Origin of the sequence: Lactobacillus kimbladii, from assembly GCF_000970755.1 — a bacterium.
GTDB classification, from domain to species: domain Bacteria; phylum Bacillota; class Bacilli; order Lactobacillales; family Lactobacillaceae; genus Lactobacillus; species Lactobacillus kimbladii.
In genome coordinates, this window is record NZ_KQ034006.1 from 1 (window position 1) to 17,381 (window position 17,381).

Annotated in this window: 16 protein-coding genes; all 16 read left to right on the forward strand. The window is 37.7% G+C overall.

What is annotated here, in order from left to right:
• Positions 1–1,368 (forward strand): chromosomal replication initiator protein DnaA (dnaA, locus tag JF75_RS00005; RefSeq protein ID WP_052726824.1); only part of this gene is annotated, 1,368 nt, incomplete at its 5' end.
• Positions 1,369–1,540: 172 nt separating this feature from the next.
• Positions 1,541–2,671 carry a DNA polymerase III subunit beta gene (gene dnaN, locus JF75_RS00010; protein WP_046331321.1) on the forward strand — a complete coding sequence of 377 codons (1,131 nt, stop codon included), beginning with the start codon at positions 1,541–1,543 and terminating at the stop codon, positions 2,669–2,671.
• 226 nt (positions 2,672–2,897) lie between these two features.
• Positions 2,898–3,107, forward strand: coding sequence for a S4 domain-containing protein YaaA (gene yaaA, locus JF75_RS00015; protein WP_046331322.1), 210 nt, complete (start codon positions 2,898–2,900; stop codon positions 3,105–3,107).
• Positions 3,108–3,110: 3 nt separating this feature from the next.
• Positions 3,111–4,250, forward strand: a complete 1,140-nt coding sequence (recF, locus tag JF75_RS00020) for a DNA replication/repair protein RecF (RefSeq protein ID WP_046331323.1) — start codon at positions 3,111–3,113, stop codon at positions 4,248–4,250.
• The gene (gyrB, locus tag JF75_RS00025; protein WP_046331324.1) at positions 4,240–6,204 is read left to right on the forward strand and encodes a DNA topoisomerase (ATP-hydrolyzing) subunit B; all 1,965 of its coding nucleotides are present in this window, start codon (positions 4,240–4,242) and stop codon (positions 6,202–6,204) included. The genes recF and gyrB overlap by 11 nt, the downstream gene beginning before the upstream one ends.
• 9 nt (positions 6,205–6,213) lie before the next feature.
• Positions 6,214–8,700 (forward strand): DNA gyrase subunit A, encoded by a 2,487-nt coding sequence (gyrA, locus tag JF75_RS00030; protein WP_046331325.1) that lies wholly within the window; start codon positions 6,214–6,216, stop codon positions 8,698–8,700.
• A 201-nt stretch (positions 8,701–8,901) separates the two neighbouring features.
• Positions 8,902–9,195, forward strand: a complete 294-nt coding sequence (gene rpsF, locus JF75_RS00035; protein ID WP_034978626.1) for a 30S ribosomal protein S6 — start codon at positions 8,902–8,904, stop codon at positions 9,193–9,195.
• A gap of 54 nt (positions 9,196–9,249) precedes the next feature.
• Complete coding sequence (ssb, locus tag JF75_RS00040; RefSeq protein WP_046331326.1) at positions 9,250–9,771, forward strand: single-stranded DNA-binding protein; 522 nt, start codon at positions 9,250–9,252, stop codon at positions 9,769–9,771.
• Positions 9,772–9,793: 22 nt separating this feature from the next.
• Positions 9,794–10,036 carry a 30S ribosomal protein S18 gene (gene rpsR / locus JF75_RS00045; protein WP_046331327.1) on the forward strand — a complete coding sequence of 81 codons (243 nt, stop codon included), beginning with the start codon at positions 9,794–9,796 and terminating at the stop codon, positions 10,034–10,036.
• Between the two features lie 476 nt (positions 10,037–10,512).
• A complete protein-coding gene (locus JF75_RS00050) occupies positions 10,513–11,229 on the forward strand; it encodes a GntR family transcriptional regulator (protein ID WP_046331328.1) in 717 nt (238 codons plus the stop codon).
• A 231-nt stretch (positions 11,230–11,460) separates the two neighbouring features.
• Positions 11,461–12,429, forward strand: coding sequence for an SIS domain-containing protein (locus JF75_RS00055; RefSeq protein ID WP_046331329.1), 969 nt, complete (start codon positions 11,461–11,463; stop codon positions 12,427–12,429).
• Positions 12,430–12,580: 151 nt separating this feature from the next.
• Complete coding sequence (locus JF75_RS00060) at positions 12,581–13,066, forward strand: PTS sugar transporter subunit IIB (protein WP_046331330.1); 486 nt, start codon at positions 12,581–12,583, stop codon at positions 13,064–13,066.
• Positions 13,067–13,076: 10 nt separating this feature from the next.
• Entirely contained in the window at positions 13,077–13,865 is a 789-nt protein-coding gene (locus JF75_RS00065; RefSeq protein ID WP_034978638.1) for a PTS mannose/fructose/sorbose/N-acetylgalactosamine transporter subunit IIC, read from the forward strand.
• Entirely contained in the window at positions 13,849–14,670 is an 822-nt protein-coding gene (locus JF75_RS00070) for a PTS system mannose/fructose/sorbose family transporter subunit IID (protein ID WP_052726825.1), read from the forward strand. Before JF75_RS00065 ends, JF75_RS00070 begins: the two co-directional genes overlap by 17 nt.
• An 18-nt stretch (positions 14,671–14,688) precedes the next feature.
• Positions 14,689–15,090: a PTS sugar transporter subunit IIA gene (locus JF75_RS00075; RefSeq protein WP_046331331.1), complete on the forward strand. Its 402-nt coding sequence runs from the start codon at positions 14,689–14,691 to the stop codon at positions 15,088–15,090.
• A gap of 261 nt (positions 15,091–15,351) precedes the next feature.
• On the forward strand, positions 15,352–17,373 hold the full coding sequence (locus JF75_RS00080; RefSeq protein ID WP_046331332.1) for a DHH family phosphoesterase: 2,022 nt from the start codon (positions 15,352–15,354) through the stop codon (positions 17,371–17,373).
• Positions 17,374–17,381 lie beyond the last annotated feature (8 nt).

A 17,381-nucleotide genomic window follows, 5' to 3' on the forward strand; every position in this document is an offset into this window, starting at 1 on the left:
TTGTTTGACATTAATAAATTTTGGCATCATTTCAATAGCGAGATGCGTGAACATTTTAATGAAGTTGCTTATAATGCATGGTTTAAAAATACCAGACCAATTTCCTACAATAAAGATACGCACGAACTCAAAATTGCCGTGCAAAATCCTGTAACCAAAGGATATTGGGAAAAAAATTTGGCTTCACAATTAATTCAATCTGCCTACGGCTACGCTAATATTGAGGTCATGCCTGTTTTTCAAATTGAAGGTGAAAAAAGCAGTGAACGACTGGTAACACCTAAGCCAAAAAACGAGTCAATATCAGAAAATGCGCGGCCACAAATGGAAAATGCGTTTGTGCGGAATCTTAAGCTTAATGAAAAGTACACTTTTGACAATTTTGTTCAGGGTGAAGGCAATAAATTGGCCGCGGGTGCAGCCTTGGCCGTTGCAGACAGTCCTGGCAGCTTTTACAACCCACTTTTTATTTTTGGTGGCGTGGGACTAGGAAAAACACACTTGATGCAAGCTATTGGGCATCAAATGCTGGCCGAGCGGCCCAATGCCAAAGTCGTTTATATTCAAAGCGAAACTTTTGTTAATGATTTTATTAACTCAATCAAAAATAAAACTCAGGATCAATTTCGCGCAAAATATCGCACTTGCGACTTATTACTTGTAGATGATATTCAGTTTTTTGCTAAAAAAGAGGGTATTCAAGAAGAATTTTTCCATACTTTTGAGACTCTCTACAATGATCAAAAGCAAATAGTCATGACGAGTGATCGCCTGCCAACTGAAATTCCTGATCTGTCAGAACGGCTGGTATCAAGATTTACTTGGGGTTTGCAAGTTGAAATTACTCCGCCTGATTTGGAGACGCGGATTGCAATTCTACGCAAAAAAGCTGAGGCTGAAAATTTAACAATCGACGACAGCACTTTAGACTACATAGCTTCGCAAGTTGACACTAATATTCGTGAACTAGAAGGGGCTTTGGTAAAAGTACAAGCCCACGCCACAATTGAGCATGAAGATATCAATGTTAATTTGGCTCGAGAAGCTTTGGCAGACCTTAAACTAGTCCAAAAAAACCAAGGTCTGCAAATTTCAAAAATTCAAGAAGTTGTTGCTAATTATTTCCAAACTTCAACAACGGAGTTGAAAGGAAAAAAGCGGGTCAGACAAATTGTGGTTCCTAGGCAAATTGCAATGTACTTGTCTCGTGAACTGACTGACTCCAGCCTGCCTAAAATTGGTCAGGAATTTGGTGGCAAGGATCATACAACCGTGATGCATGCTTATGAAAAAATTAGCAGGGAAATTAAAACGAATTCTGATATTAAAACTGCAGTTTTTGACTTAAAGCAAATGCTTGATCGCTAAAAGTTATTAACTGTGGATAAGTAACAGACTTGTACACATTTTCTTAACCGTAATAATTACGTTATTTTAAGAGTCATTTAGCTTTTCAACAGAAATCACAGGACCTACTAATACTACTAATTAAATATATAATTAATATAAAGGAAACAGACAAAATAACAGGAGGCACCAAATGAAATTTACAGTAAATAGAAATCTTTTCTTAGACAATTTAAACAATGTAATGCATGCTATTTCTTCAAGGGCAACAATTCCAATTCTTAGCGGAATTAAGCTTAATTTAACGGAAACGGAATTGCTCTTAACTGGTAGTGATACAGATATTTCAATTGAGATAAAGATACCAGTAAGTGAAGATTTAACTGTTGACTCAACAGGTTCAATTGTTTTACCGGCTCGGTTTTTTAGCGAAATTATTAGGCGTTTGCCAGGAAAAGAATTTTCATTAGAAGTCAAAGAAAGTTTTCAAACACAAATTATCTCTGAAAACAGTGAATTTACTATCAATGGCTTAGATGCCAATAACTATCCCAGATTACCGGAAATTCCAGATGAGTCCTCTTTTGTTATTTCGGGAAAAACTTTTCGTGAAATTATTAATGAAACCCAATTTGCAGTAGCAACGCAGGAAAGTCGCCTAGTTTTGACAGGTGTCCACTTTACTTTTAGTCCTGACAAAATCCATGCTGTGGCCACAGACTCGCATAGGTTGTCAAGCCGCGCTTTGACTTTAGAAAATGGGCCACAAACGAAAACAGATCTGATTATTCCGGGAAAGAGTTTATTGGAACTTGCGCGCATCATCGGTGAAACAGATCCAGAAATTAAAGTTTGCCCTGGTGAAAATCAAGTACTTTTTGAAATTGGCAACATTCTGTTTTATTCACGTTTACTTGAAGGTAGTTACCCTGATACTGAGCGCCTGATTCCGACTGACAGTACAACAACTGTAGAATTTGATTTGATGGAACTTTCCAGTGCGTTAGATCGGGCAAGTTTATTGACGCATGCGGGACGTAATAATGTGGTTGACCTAACGTTAGATACTGAAAAACAAAGTGCTAAATTATCGGGTGAATCAGCAGAAATTGGTAATGTTGAAGAAGATGTCAGTTTTAAGAAACTTGAGGGCAACAATTTAAAGATTTCTTTCAACCCGGATTATCTACGTGATGCACTAAAAGCTTCAGTAACAGATTCTGTCATCATGGATTTCACCCAGCCGCTGCGTCCATTTACTGTGAATCCAGATAAAACTGATATTAATTTTGTTCAATTAATTACACCGGTTAGAACATTTTAATCATTGTCAAACTTAACAAAAATAAAAAGTCATCAATTGATGGCTTTTTTTCTGGCAGAATTTTTATAATCGACCACAAAAGCTTGCTGGTTTATTTTTGAGGTCAATCACTATGAATTGTTTATTTGAAAAAAATCCGTTTATATGGCTTTATATGGGCTTTTAGTTGTTTTTTGCTTGTGAAACGAATATACTTATTATAGGTATTTAAAGGGTGAAGGTGGTTATGATCAAAGAATTTAAGGTAACGAGTGAATACATTACTCTAGGGCAGTTTTTAAAAGAAGAAAGCATTATTTCTTCAGGTGGTCAAGCTAAGTGGTATCTGCAAGAAAATCCGGTCTTAGTGAATGGAGTAAAAGAAAATAGGCGGGGTAAGAAATTACGCTCCGGTGATAAACTTGAAGTTAACCACGAATCTTACGAATTGCGGTAGGTTATGTATCTCAAGCATTTTATCGCTCAAAATTACCGCAACTTGCAGCAATTTGAAGTTGATTTTGATCCTAACGTCAATATTTTTATAGGACAAAATGCGCAAGGCAAAACTAATCTGCTTGAAGCAATTTATTTTTTGGCTTTAACACGGTCCCACCGGACCAGCAACGACAAAGAACTAATTGCTTTTGGTAAAGATTATGCCAATGTTTCGGGGCACATTTATAAAAGTCAAATTGATTTATCCTTGCGGGTTTTAATTACCACTAAGGGTAAAAAAGTTTGGGTAAATCGAGTCGAACAAGCGAAATTATCCAAGTATGTGGGACAATTGAACGCTATTTTATTTTCTCCTGAAGATTTAGACCTGATTAAAGGTGCACCTAATTTAAGACGACGTTTTATGGATCAGGAATTTGGTCAAATTAGTGCGGAATACCTTTATTTTGCGGGCAAGTATAAGCAGGTTTTGCAGCAAAAAAACAATTATTTAAAGCAGTTAGCCAAAGGCGAAGCTCATGACACTATGTTTTTAGAAGTCTTATCAGATCAGCTGGCAGGTGTGGCTGCAGAAGTAATTGTTCGTCGCTTTCAATTCTTAAATTACTTAGATCAATACGCTCGTGATGCCTACGCTCACATTAGTACCAGTGCTGAAAAACTTGAGGTTATCTATCGGCCATCGGTAAAAGAAATTTCGGTAAAAGACAGCGTAGAAGAAGTTTATCATAAAGTATTAAATAATTTTCAAAACAATCAGAAGCTTGAGATTCTTAAGGGTACTACTTTGAGTGGTCCTCACAGGGATGACATTGACTTTGAACTTGATGGTAAAAACGCTCATTTATATGGCTCTCAGGGCCAACAAAGAACCATCGCGCTTAGTATTAAATTAGCTGAGATCCAGCTTGTGCACCAATTAACCGATGAATATCCGTTATTACTACTTGATGATGTTATGAGTGAGCTTGATCATAACCGTCAAAGTGCCTTACTTAACTACATTCACGGCAAAACGCAAACATTTATCACGACAACAGATCTTGAGGGTATTTCCTGGGAAATAATTAAGAAGCCGAAAATATACCGCATAAAATCTGGACAAATTTATTTAGAAGAGGGGAAATTGCATGGCAAATAATAACAAAGAAAATCTTAAGCAAATTAAGCAATATGAAAAAGAAGCCGATAAATATAATGCCAGTCAGATTCAAGTCTTAGGCGGACTTGAAGCAGTCCGTAAACGTCCAGGAATGTATATCGGTTCAACTAGCTCTCAGGGTTTGCACCACTTAGTGTGGGAAATAATTGATAATGGTATCGACGAAAGCTTAGCCGGTTTTGCCAGCAAGATTGAAGTCACAATTAATGAAGATGGCAGTGTCACTGTTCAAGACGATGGTCGTGGTATTCCGGTCGATATTGAAAAAAAGACGGGTCGACCTGCTCTTGAAACTGTTTTTACTGTCTTACACGCCGGTGGTAAATTTGGTGGTGGCGGCTATAAGGTTTCAGGCGGTTTGCACGGAGTGGGTGCTTCTGTCGTGAATGCTTTATCAACTAAGCTAGATGTTACAACAATGCGTGACGGTAAAAAGTACTTTATTGACTTTAGTCGTGGTCGCGTAGTTGATGAAATGAAAGTAACGGGGACTGTGCCTTTATCTGAACATGGTACCATAGTGCACTTTTTCCCAGATCCCGATATTTTTACTGAAACCACTTCATTTGATGACAAGATCCTCAAAAATCGTATCCGTGAACTGGCCTTTTTAAATAAGGGCTTGAAATTAACATTTACCGATAAGCGCAAAGACAGCGCGGAAACAGACGTCTATCACTATGAAGGTGGCATTCAAGAGTATGTCTCTTTCTTAAATCGCGATACAGAAGTACTATTTGATGAGCCAATCTATGTCGAAGGTAATGACAACGATATCAACGTTGAGGTATCTTTGCAATATACAAAAGGTTATAAAACAACGTTGATGACCTTTGCCAACAACATCCATACCTATGAAGGCGGAATGCATGAGGCTGGTTTTAAGACAGCTTTAACTCGGGTAGTTAATGACTATGCTCATAAAACTAAACTGCTAAAAGACAGTGATGATAATCTTTCTGGCGAAGATATTCGTGAAGGAATGACAGCTGTAGTTTCTGTCAAGCACCCTAACCCCCAATTTGAAGGCCAGACTAAAACTAAATTAGGCAACTCTGATGCTCGAACAGCCGTTGATCACGCGTTTTCGGAAACCTTCAACCGTTTCTTAATGGAAAATCCGCAAGTTGGTCGCAAAATTGTTGAAAAGGCCCAATTAGCTGAACGGGCTCGGACAGCTGCTAAACGAGCTCGTGAGGTTACGCGTAAAAAGTCAGGACTGGAAATTGCCAACCTGCCTGGTAAATTGGCTGACAACACCAGTAACGACCCCAGCATTTCTGAATTATTCATAGTTGAGGGTAATTCTGCTGGTGGTTCTGCTAAACAAGGACGTTCAAGGCTGACTCAAGCTATTTTACCGATCCGTGGTAAAATTTTGAACGTTGAAAAAGCTTCAATGGACCGTATTTTAGCTAACCAAGAAATCCGTTCACTATTTACAGCTTTAGGGACCGGTTTTGGTGCGGATTTTGATGTTTCTAAAGCGCGCTATCATAAATTAATTATTATGACTGATGCCGATGTTGATGGCGCCCACATTCGGACACTGCTTTTAACCCTCTTTTACAATTACATGCGTCCGATGATTGAAAAAGGCTACGTTTATATTGCACGTCCGCCTCTATATCAAGTCCGTCAAGGCAAAGTTGTCAGATACTTAGATACCGACGAAGAATTGCATGACTATTTAGGGAGTTTGCAACCAAGTCCTAAGCCATTGGTACAGCGCTATAAGGGACTAGGTGAAATGGATCCGGAACAATTATGGGATACTACCATGAATCCGGAAAACAGAAGACTTGATCGTGTCAGCCCAGAATATGCTAAAAATGCTGATGAGGTGTTTGAATTGCTGATGGGTAACGAAGTTGGACCACGGCGCAATTTTATTGAAACTAACGCTAAATACGTTGAAAACTTGGATGCATAGGAGGTTTAAATGGATAACGACAATCAAGGTCAGGATCACAGAATAAGAAACGTTGATTTGACCAGCGTAATGAATAGTTCATTCTTGGATTATGCCATGTCCGTTATCGTCGCGCGGGCTTTACCCGATGTGCGCGATGGCTTGAAGCCGGTTCAGCGCCGGATTCTTTATGGCATGAGTGAACTAGGTGTTACACCAGATAAACCATACAAAAAGTCAGCCAGAATCGTGGGGGAAGTTATGGGTAAGTTCCACCCTCACGGTGATTCTTCAATTTATTTAGCGATGGCCCATATGGCACAGGATTTCAGTTATCGCTATATGCTCGTCGACGGTCACGGCAACTTTGGTTCAGTTGATGGCGATGAGCCGGCCGCAATGCGTTATACTGAGGCACGCATGAGCAAAATTGCGGTTGAAATGTTGCGCGATATCAATAAAAATACTGTTGATTGGCAGCGTAATTACGATGATTCTGAAAATGAGCCAGTAGTATTACCTGCTAGAATACCAAACTTATTAGTTAATGGTACCAGCGGTATTGCTGTTGGTATGACGACCAACATACCACCGCATAACTTATCAGAAGTGATTAAGGGGCTGCACATGTTAATGAACAACCCTGATGTCACTACTAAAGAATTGATGAAGGCAATTCCGGGCCCAGATTTTCCTACCGGTGGCACTATCATGGGTCGCGGCGGTATTTATCGGGCCTATGAAACTGGTCGCGGGAATATTGTCGTTCGTGCCAACACTAGTATTGAAACTGAAAAAAGCGGTCGCGAAAGAATAGTTGTTTCTGAAATACCTTACTTAGTTAATAAGGCTGAACTGGTTAAGAAAATCGCCGACTTAGCGCGGGCAAAAACAATTGATGGTATTACCGGTGTGCGTGATGAATCAGACCAGACGGGGATGAGAATTACTATTGATATCCGCCGTGATGCCAGTGCCAGTGTGGTTTTAAATAATTTGTTTAAGCTGACCCAAATGCAGGCTAATTTTGGCATGAATATGGTAGCAATCGTCGATGGCGCACCGCACTTTCTCAGCCTCAAGCAAATGCTCCAGTATTACTTGGAACACCAAGAAGATGTTGTTACTCGTAGAACTAAATTTGAGTTGGAAAAGGCTGAAGCTAGAGCTCATATTCTTGAAGGTCTGCAAATTGCTCTTGATCATATTGACGAAATTGTTCATATAATCCGTCAGAGTCAATCAAGTGATATTGCAAAAGCTGCTTTAATCAGTCGCTTTGGTCTTGATGACAAGCAGTCTCAAGCGATCTTAGACATGCGGCTGGTACGGTTAACCGGACTGGAACGTGATAAGGTTGAGGCTGAATACAAAGATCTGCAAGCTAAGATTGCCGATTATAAAGATATTTTGGCAAAACCAGAGCGCATCAATGAAATCATTTATAATGAATTGCTGGATACTCAAAAGCGCTTTGGCGATGAGCGGCGGACTAAAATTGGCGCTAGCGAAGTTGTCTCAATTGAAGATGAAGATTTAATTGAAAAACAAGATGTTTTACTGACCTTAACTCATAGTGGCTACATTAAGCGGATGCCAATTACTGAATTCAAGACCCAAAATCGTGGTGGCAAAGGCATCAAAGGTATGGGCGTTAAAGACGGAGACTTTATTGAGAACCTAATTTACTCCAGTACCCACGATATGTTGCTGTTTTTCACCAACAAGGGCAAGGTTTATTCAAAGAAAGCCTATGAAATTCCAGAATTTGGTCGTACTGCCAAAGGATTGCCAATAGTCAACTTGTTGCAACTGGAAAAAGGCGAAAAGATCCAAACAATTGTCAATATTCCTGAAGATGCTGATGACCAGTACCTGTTCTTTATTACGAAGATGGGAACAGTCAAACGTACTCATGTCAGTGAATTTGGTAACATCCGCAATAGTGGCCTAATTGCATTAACTTTGCGTGATGGCGACGAGTTGAATAATGTTCTGGCTACAGATGGCAAGCAGGATATTTTAATCGGTACTCACTTAGGTTATGCAGTACGTTTTAATGAAAAAAATGTTAGATCAATGGGTCGAACAGCTGCAGGTGTTCGCGGAATTAATTTACGCGAAAATGACTATGTTGTTGGTTCCGGTGTCATTAAGAATAACGATGAAGTGTTAGTCATTTCTGAAAAAGGCTATGGTAAGAGAACAGCCGCTTCTGAATATCCGACAAAGGGTCGTGGCGGTAAGGGTATTAAAACCGCAAATATTACTGAGAAAAATGGTCCACTTTCAGGAGTGACTGTGATCGATGGCTGTCAGGATATTATGGTTATCACCGATGATGGCATCATGATTCGCTTCAAGACAAATGACGTTTCTCAAACCGGACGCAGCACTCTCGGTGTGCGCTTGATTAAAGTCAATGACAACAATAAAGTTGCCAGTCTGGCAATTGTTCCTGCTGAAGAAGACCAGGAAGTAGCAGCTTCTGCAGAAACTGATGAAGAGAAAGATTAATTATTGAACTAAAACTTTTAAAAATTATCAGATTATTTTACGTATTTACTAGTAAGAAATAAAAATTTCTTATTGGATCACGTGAAGATAGTTTGGTAATTTTTTGTTTATGTGCTAGAATTAGAGATTGCGAGTAATAAAATTACTCCTTGTTCTTGATTTTTAGCAAGAACCATTTAGTCCAGAAGGAGGTGCACTAGTATGACAACTACTAAGTACGAAATAACTTATATTATTAAGCCTGATATTGATGAAGAATCAAAAAAGGCATTAGTTGAAAACTATGATAAGGTTATTACCGATAACGGTGGTACGATGGTTGAGTCAAAAGACTGGGAAAAGCGTCATTTCGCATATGAAATTAATAAATATCGTGAGGGATTATATCACGTTATGACTTTCACTGCTGATAATGCTGACGCAGTTAACGAATTTGACCGTTTGTCCAAGATTGATACTGCCGTTTTACGTTCAATGACCGTTAAAGTTGGCTAAGTAATAACAAAAACTTTATCGTTTTCGTGATTTAGGAAAGGAAGGACCTGAAGTATGATTAATCGAGTTGTACTTGTTGGCCGTTTAACACGTGATCCTGAATTACGTACTACTGGGAGTGGAATCTCGGTTGCTACGTTTACTCTTGCTGTAGATCGTCAATATACAAACGCACAAGGCGAGAGAGGTGCAGATTTTATCAGCTGTGTCATTTGGCGTAAATCTGCAGAAAATTTCTGTAATTTTACGTCTAAAGGTTCACTTGTTGGTATAGATGGCCGAATTCAAACCAGAAGTTACGATAATAAAGACGGGCAAAGAGTATATGTAACTGAAGTTGTCGTTGACAACTTTGCATTGCTCGAATCACGTAAAGATCGTGAAGCTCGCGGACAAAATGGTGGTTACACACCAAATAATAATGGCAATTTTGGCAATCAGAATACTAATAATACCCCTAACATGGGAGGATCAAATCAGAATAACACTGCTAATAATGGTCCGGACAATACTCAGGATCCATTTGCAGGGTCAGGTGATACCATTGATATTTCTGATGATGATTTACCATTCTAAATTAACAGAAAGGACCTAGGATATGGCTCAACAAAGAAGAGGCGGCGGCGCTCATCGTCGTCGTAAGGTTGACTACATTGCTGCCAACCATATTGATTACGTTGACTACAAGGACGTTGATTTGTTGAAACGTTTTATCTCTGAAAGAGGTAAAATCTTACCACGTCGTGTCACTGGCACTAGCGCTAAGAATCAACGTAAGGTAGCTAAGGCAATTGAAAGAGCTCGCATTATGGGCTTGTTGCCATTTGTTACTGAAGACTAAGATAAAATTTAAAGTACCCTTTAGATTGGACTATTTCCTATCTGAAGGGTTTTTATTATGCTTAAAACTGGTTATTTGCATGTAATGACTTTTTTGACCATGAATATCTTATCAATTTATGCTTGTTGTCTTTAATTAGTAATAGTATAAAATAATTATGTCCTTAAAGAGCGTAGGATTTAAAATAATAATAGATGAGTAGATATTTTAGATAAAGTCATTTTTGATACATTTACTCGTTTTCACGTTAGTTAAATTTAACCAATATCAAGATAAAATATTACAAATATTTTGTGGTCTTAAACGAGAAAATTATAAATTATATAATAGAAAAACGGAATAGTACAGTTTTCATATCCAAAAATTTTGTTATTTCCTAGTTTATAACAATAGACTCGTGAGTTTTATTAATCTTAGATAAATTTTGGCTTTATGAATTAATAGATTTGCCGTTTTTTAGATTGAGAGTTTGAATTATGATGGAAAATAAAGCAAGAACTAAGTACCAAAAGGTAATGCTAGATTTACGCGAAAAAATTCTTACGGGTACATATCCGATTGATACAAAATTGCCAAGTGAAGAAGAATTAAAAAAAATTTATGGCGTAAGTCGAATTACTGTACGTGAAGCCGTTAATGGTTTGGTTTCAGATGGGATCGTAGAAAAGGTTCAAGGAAAAGGGAGCTTCGTTCGAGAATTACATCATGTTAAACGCTTATTAAAAAGCAATTCTATTGAAAGTTTCTCAAAAACTGCAATCAAAAATGGTTTTAAGCCAAAGATGGAAGTTTTAAAACTGGAAAAAATTAAAACTGATGCAGAATTAAGGAAATGCTTAAAATGTAGTAATGACTATGCAATTCATTCTCTTAGAGTTTGTTATCTAGATAATGATCCAACGGTTATAGAAAGTAATTACTACCCACTTCCAAGATTTGAGGGATTAACAAATTATGATTTAAGTAATTCATTATATCAAATATTAAAAGAACATTATGGCATAGACAACCTGAAAGACTCGGAAAGTATTTTACGTGTTGTTCTAGCTGATAAAGAGCAAGCAAGATTATTGAACCGCTCTGTGGGATTTCCATTGTTTTATTTACGAAATCAAGTTTTTGACAACAATAAAAAGGTAATTCAATTTGGTACAGAGTTTATAGCAACAGATCGCTATGAATTCATGGTTTAAATTAATTGAAGTATCAAAAATGATAAACTAATAGCGTTTTTGGGTTTTAGTATTTTTTAGGTAGAAAGCAGTATAGGTGCAAAAAAGCCTCTGTACTGCTTTTTTAATTTAATGATTAAACTGTAGATCTCAAAATAATGCCCAAAAGGCGTTGACAACTTCTTATGAAAGCGTGTACAATTTAATTGTAAAATATATAACGACATATGATGTTATAAATATGGAGGAAAAATGGACAATAAAACAATTGTAAAAAATGTTGTAAAACACAATGATGGCAAAATAAGTAATATTTATTTCACTGCTTGTGGTGGTTCTTTGGTAGATATGTATCCAGCATATTATTTCTTAAAATCTGAAGCAGAAAATCTATCAACTGGGTGGTACACAGCAAATGAATTTGTACATGTTACTCCTAAAAAGATAGGAGCACAATCCATTGTTTTTGTTTGCTCACATAGTGGCAATACTCCTGAATCTGTGAAAGCAGCTAAAGTAGCCCAAGAAAAAGGCGCTATTACTATTGGATTAACATTTAACCCAAAGGCTGATCTATTAAAATACTCAGATGAAAAAATAATTTACGAATGGGGCAATGAAAATGAAGTTGTCAAAAACCCCATGGCAATAGTACTTGATATTACTTCTCAAATTTTGGGCCAATTGGAGGGGTACGACAAGTTGGCTGAGTTTGCGGATGGCTTTAACAAGATCGATACAATTGTTACTAATGCCTTAGCTCAGGTGCAGGATCGTACCAAGAGATTCGCTGATAAGTATCAACATGAACCAATGTTTTATATTCTGGGCAGTGGTGCTTCTTTTGGTCATACATATGGCTTTGCTATTTGCAGTTTAATGGAAATGCAGTGGCTTGATGCAGCTCCTATTCATTCCGGTGAATACTTCCATGGTCCTTTTGAAGTGACCGATAAAGATAAACCATACATTGTAATGGAAAGTATTGGCAGAACGCGACCATTGGATGAAAGAGCGATCAAGTTCTTAAAGAAGTATGCTGAGAAAATAGAAATAGTTGATGCTAAGGAATTAGGATTAGACTTAATTGATAGTAATGTTGCCGAATACTTTAACCCAATTTTATTTTACTCAGTATTATGTGAATATCGCGCAAAACTTGCAGATGTACGTAATCACTCTTTAGAAGTAAGAAGATATATGGGAAAAGTTGAATATTAAAATAAAACAGAAACGATCGCTTTAAAACTAATATTAATTAACTGCTTAATGATGGGTCAAAATAGTGATACTTTTTCCAAATTAATTCAAAAATCAGCTTAGCGACCGCTATATATGAAAGTTACTAGTAAGAAAGGAGTAATTGAAAATTATGATAAAACTTTTTCGAGTAGATCACCGACTGCTTCATGGTCAGGTAGCAGTCTCATGGTATGGGGCAGTAGGTGCTGACTGTATCCTGATTGCTAATGATGATGTACCAAAAGACCCTATCAGAAAAGCATCAATTAAAATGGCAAAGCCTTCTGGAAGTAAGTTGGTGATGCAAAGTATTGACCGCAGCATTGAATCTTTGAATAGCGGAATAACAGATAAGTACCATTTGATGATTATAGTTGAAAGCATTAATGATGCATACAGAATTATAAGCAAAATGAATAATAAACCAAAGGTTCTTAATTTGGGCGGTACTAAGGAAACAAGCGAAACTAGAATTCTAGCACCTTCTGTTAATACAAACTCAAAGGATGAAAAGCAGCTAAAAGAAATAATTGAACAAGGCGTTAAAGTTGAAGTGCAGCAAGTCTCAACATCGTCGATAAAAGTAGTTAAAGAAACTGATCTTTCTGCAGAATAGAGGATAAAAAATGCTTGTAAAAACATTATTAATTGGCTTAGTGGCTTTAGTTGGGTATAGTGAATACTTTTTAACCGGAGCATCAATGATTTTTAGACCAATTGCTTTGGCACCACTAGTCGGCATTGTTTTAGGCAATATACCTGAAGCAATTAAAGTTGGAGCAGCGATGGAATTAGCATACATTGGAGTTGTTGAAGTTGGAATCTCTACTCCTCAAGATATGGTATCTGCATCAGTTTTAGGAACTACTTTTGCATTATCAACTGGAAAAGGGATTTCCGCAGCTTTAACGTTTGGACTGCCTTTGTCTATGCTGGTTCTGATTGTTCAGAACGTTATGTATATTTTTGTAGCACCGTTATATGTTAACAAAATGGATGAATATGCCAAAAAAGCTGAAGACCGCAAATTAAGTTTAATGGCTTTTTGGGGTGGTACTGCTGTTAATTTCTTACCATCAGTATTGTTCATCATGCTAGCCTATTACTTCGGAACAGGCTTTTCTAAGCAAATAATAAGCGTCATTCCTCAATTTGTTCAAGATGGACTAGTTGTTGCCAGTGGCTTGTTACCTGCCTTTGGTTTTGCCTTGTTAATCCAGCAGATGTTGCGCAAGGACATCGTTCCATACATGATTCTCGGTTTTGCTTTGACTGCCTACTTGAAAATTCCAATTATCGGAATAGCAATCTTTGGCCTGGTTATTGTAATGATTTTGTACTATAACGAGAAAAAATTAAAACAACAAATGGATTTGATTGGAAAAGGAGCTACAGACGATGATGAAAGTTTCTAATAATGAGATGCGCAAGGCTCTCTGGTCAACGTTTTGGCGATCATTTGCAGCTAATGCTCCTTGGGAATTGACACGCCAAGAAGCTACTGGATATGCTTTTAGTATGGTTCCATCACTGCGGGTAATTTATAAAGACGATAAAAATGGTAAAGCACAAGCTCTACAAAGGCATATGCAATTTTTTAACATAACTAATGTGTTGCTACCCTTAGTTCTTGGAACGTCCATTGCTATGGAGGAAGAAAATAAAGCCAATCCTGACTTTGATCCGGCTATTATTAACAACGTCAAAGTAAGTCTTATGGGACCTTTGTCTGCAATTGGAGACTCAATGTTTTTGACAACCTGGAGAGTCATTTGTATGGGTATTTCTCTAGCCCTTTGTCAAGCCGGTAATATTTTAGGTCCGATTCTATTTATGGCTTCCTACAATGTTGTGACAATCGCTGTAAGATGGTTTGGCCTAAAAATTGGGTATGAGCAAGGTACCAAATTTATTCAAAGAGTGAGTGATTCTAACATAATTCAAAGTATTTCCAATAAAGCATCAATTTTGGGAATGATGGTCGTAGGTGCCATGATTCCAAGTTATGTGGTTGTTAATTCTCCGATTAAAATCGGCACTGGTAAATCGGCAGTTTCTTTAGTTAGTACCTTAAATCAAATCGTGCCTTCAATGTTGCCTTTAGCAGCTACCCTGATTGTTTTATGGATGATTAGAAAGAAATGGAAAGTTTCCTGGATTCTGGTTACTGTTGTTGCTTTCAGTATCATTGGTACATGGTTGCATATTTTATCAGCATAATTGAAATTGGAGGCTAATGTGACTGATTTGGTTTTACTTAGTCATGGTAATTTTTGTAAAGGTATTAAAGAAGGTGCCGAGATGATTCTTGGCCCTCAAAAAAATATTCATACAATTGATCTAAAAGAAGGCGAGAGTCCGGAACATTTTCAAACGCGCTTTTTAAATTTGACAGGTAGTTTAGAAAAATTTGTTGTGTTTACTGATATTCTTGGTGGTACCCCATATAATGTGGCTTATAAGTCATTGCTTTCTTCAGAAAACAAATTTGAGCTTTACACCGGAATGAATCTTCCGATGATTATTAGTTATGTTAATGCACAACTTGTTTCAAGTAGCCCTAACCTAATTGGCGATGCTAAAAATGGGATCAAATTTATTGCAGCAAAATATGAAGACTCACCGGATGACGAATTTTAGTATCATAGTCAAATAAAGAAAAAATTAAAAATATAGCTTTGGACTATTTATTCAGGGTTATATGATAATTTTTCATTGCAAGCAGATAGCAGTATGATAATACAACTATCTGTTTTTCTTTTTCACTTAGATTGATTGCTATAAGAAGTTGCTGACACAGCCTTTTTGCGTATTGAAGTATAAGTTGCCTAGTTTCTTATCAAGAGAATACAAGGTATAATAATAATGATGTATTATACATTATTTTAGGAAGGACCTTACATGAAAGATTTTTTACGTAAGCTTGAATTTCCTGCTTTTATTAAAGATTCCAGGCTCACGGCCTCAGTCATTATTATTTTAGCGTTATCGCTTTTGGGTAGTATTGTGGCAATGATCATGAACCCATTATTTGGCTTGGCCATGGTTTTGATCTTTATTTTGACTGTAGCATGCGTTGTTTACGGTGCATATATCTTGGCTGGCAATGCGAATAATTTTGCTGTTAGTTTGTCTTACCGGATTAAGCGCAGCGAGCAAGAGGCAATGATTAAAATGCCACTCGGCATTTTACTTTATGATAAGGATCGGCAAATTCAGTGGGCTAATCCTTACCTGCAGCTTTATTTAAAAAATGAAGATTTGATTGGACATACAATTGCTTCTGTTGATCCTGAACTAGATAAATTGATTGATGAATCATTGAAGGCTAAAACAGCTGAGAATCATGTAGTAAATTGGGATGGTCATCAATTTGAGATGGTTATTCAGGACAATCTCGGTGTTGTTTATTTACTTGATATTACGCGTTATGCCAAAATCGAAGAAAGATACAATAATGAATTATTGGCCATTGGCCAGATTTTTATCGATAACTACGATGAATTAAGCGAAACAATGCATGATCAGGAGCTAACGACTACTAGCGCATATGTTCAGAATACTTTGAGTGATTATGCTAAAAATTTTAATGCCTATCTCAAGCGCATTGATGAAGATCACTTTTTGTTGTTACTGCACATGCAAGATTTGGCTAAAATGGAAAAAGATAAGTTTTCTGTTTTGGATAAAATGCGTTTGGAAACCAGTCGTAATAATACGCCTCTAACTTTGTCAATTGGTATTGCTTTTGGCAGCAGCTTGATTACCGAGTTAGCTGATCAAGCGCAGTCAAACCTTGACCTTGCGCTTGGCAGGGGCGGCGATCAAGTTGTTCTCAGTCAGCCAGGCAAGGCTGCTCGTTTCTTTGGTGGTAAATCGAATCCGATGGAGAAAAGAACCAGAGTTAGAGCCAGAATGGTTTCACAGGCGATTAGTGAGCTGTTCAAAGAGGCAGACCGCGTTTTTGTAGTTGGCCATGCCAGCCCTGACATGGACTCAATCGGCAGTGGCATTGGCGTTGTTAAAATCGCTCGTCTGCACCATGTGAAGGCAAATTTTGTCTTGGATGTTAATAAAACTAATTATGATGTCAGTCGTTTAGTTGCTAAAATGGCAAAGGTAAAGGGAGATAATGATATTTTTATTGCTCCTGGGGATGCCTTGGAAGCAGTGACTGACAAGTCTATGTTGGTCATGGTTGATCACTCGAAATACTCTATTACTTATGCGAAAGAGTTATATGATCGGTTAAGAGATAGAATTATTGTCATTGATCATCACCGTCGTGGTGAAGAATTCCCTGAGAATCCAATGCTGACGTATGTTGAACCTTATGCCTCATCGGCCTGTGAACTGGTGACTGAGATGGTGGAATATCAGCAACCAAGTTCCGGCAAGCGCGTGTTAACTGACCTTGATGCTACGGCAATGCTGGCAGGAATTACGGTTGATTCCAAAGAATTCTCTTTGCGTACTGGTACTCGGACGTTTGATGCTGCCAGTTACTTGCGGTCGATCGGTGCAAGTACAATGGGAGTCAGCGAACTGCTGAAAGAAGATATAGATAGTTTTCTGCAGCGTACCCGTTTGGTCAGCAGCTTAAAAATGATCAAGCCCAAAATGGCTGTTTTATGCGGGCCAGATGACAAGGAAATTGATCCTATTATCACGGCTCAAGCAGCAGATACGGCTCTTGATTTAGAAAATGTCGAAGCCAGCTTTGCAATTACCCGGCGGAATAAGGATACAATTGGTATATCTGCTCGTTCAATGGGTGATATTAATGTCCAGGTAATTATGGAGAAACTTGGTGGCGGTGGTCATTTGTCTAATGCAGCTACCCAAATTAAAGGGATATCTATTAAAGAGGCACTTGCCAAATTGATGGATGCGGTGGATACTTATGAACAAGAAAATGAATAAAAGGAGAG

Excerpts from the sequence above, each read along its gene's own strand:
- dnaN (WP_046331321.1), top strand. The coding sequence starts at position 1,541 with ATGAAATTTACAGTAAATAGAAATCTTTTCTTAGACAATTTAAACAAT.
- yaaA (WP_046331322.1), top strand. The coding sequence starts at position 2,898 with ATGATCAAAGAATTTAAGGTAACGAGTGAATACATTACTCTAGGGCAG.
- recF (WP_046331323.1), top strand. The coding sequence starts at position 3,111 with ATGTATCTCAAGCATTTTATCGCTCAAAATTACCGCAACTTGCAGCAA.
- gyrB (WP_046331324.1), top strand. The coding sequence starts at position 4,240 with ATGGCAAATAATAACAAAGAAAATCTTAAGCAAATTAAGCAATATGAA.
- gyrA (WP_046331325.1), top strand. The coding sequence starts at position 6,214 with ATGGATAACGACAATCAAGGTCAGGATCACAGAATAAGAAACGTTGAT.
- rpsF (WP_034978626.1), top strand. The coding sequence starts at position 8,902 with ATGACAACTACTAAGTACGAAATAACTTATATTATTAAGCCTGATATT.
- ssb (WP_046331326.1), top strand. The coding sequence starts at position 9,250 with ATGATTAATCGAGTTGTACTTGTTGGCCGTTTAACACGTGATCCTGAA.
- rpsR (WP_046331327.1), top strand. The coding sequence starts at position 9,794 with ATGGCTCAACAAAGAAGAGGCGGCGGCGCTCATCGTCGTCGTAAGGTT.
- JF75_RS00050 (WP_046331328.1), top strand. The coding sequence starts at position 10,513 with ATGATGGAAAATAAAGCAAGAACTAAGTACCAAAAGGTAATGCTAGAT.
- JF75_RS00055 (WP_046331329.1), top strand. The coding sequence starts at position 11,461 with ATGGACAATAAAACAATTGTAAAAAATGTTGTAAAACACAATGATGGC.
- JF75_RS00060 (WP_046331330.1), top strand. The coding sequence starts at position 12,581 with ATGATAAAACTTTTTCGAGTAGATCACCGACTGCTTCATGGTCAGGTA.
- JF75_RS00065 (WP_034978638.1), top strand. The coding sequence starts at position 13,077 with ATGCTTGTAAAAACATTATTAATTGGCTTAGTGGCTTTAGTTGGGTAT.
- JF75_RS00070 (WP_052726825.1), top strand. The coding sequence starts at position 13,849 with ATGATGAAAGTTTCTAATAATGAGATGCGCAAGGCTCTCTGGTCAACG.
- JF75_RS00080 (WP_046331332.1), top strand. The coding sequence starts at position 15,352 with ATGAAAGATTTTTTACGTAAGCTTGAATTTCCTGCTTTTATTAAAGAT.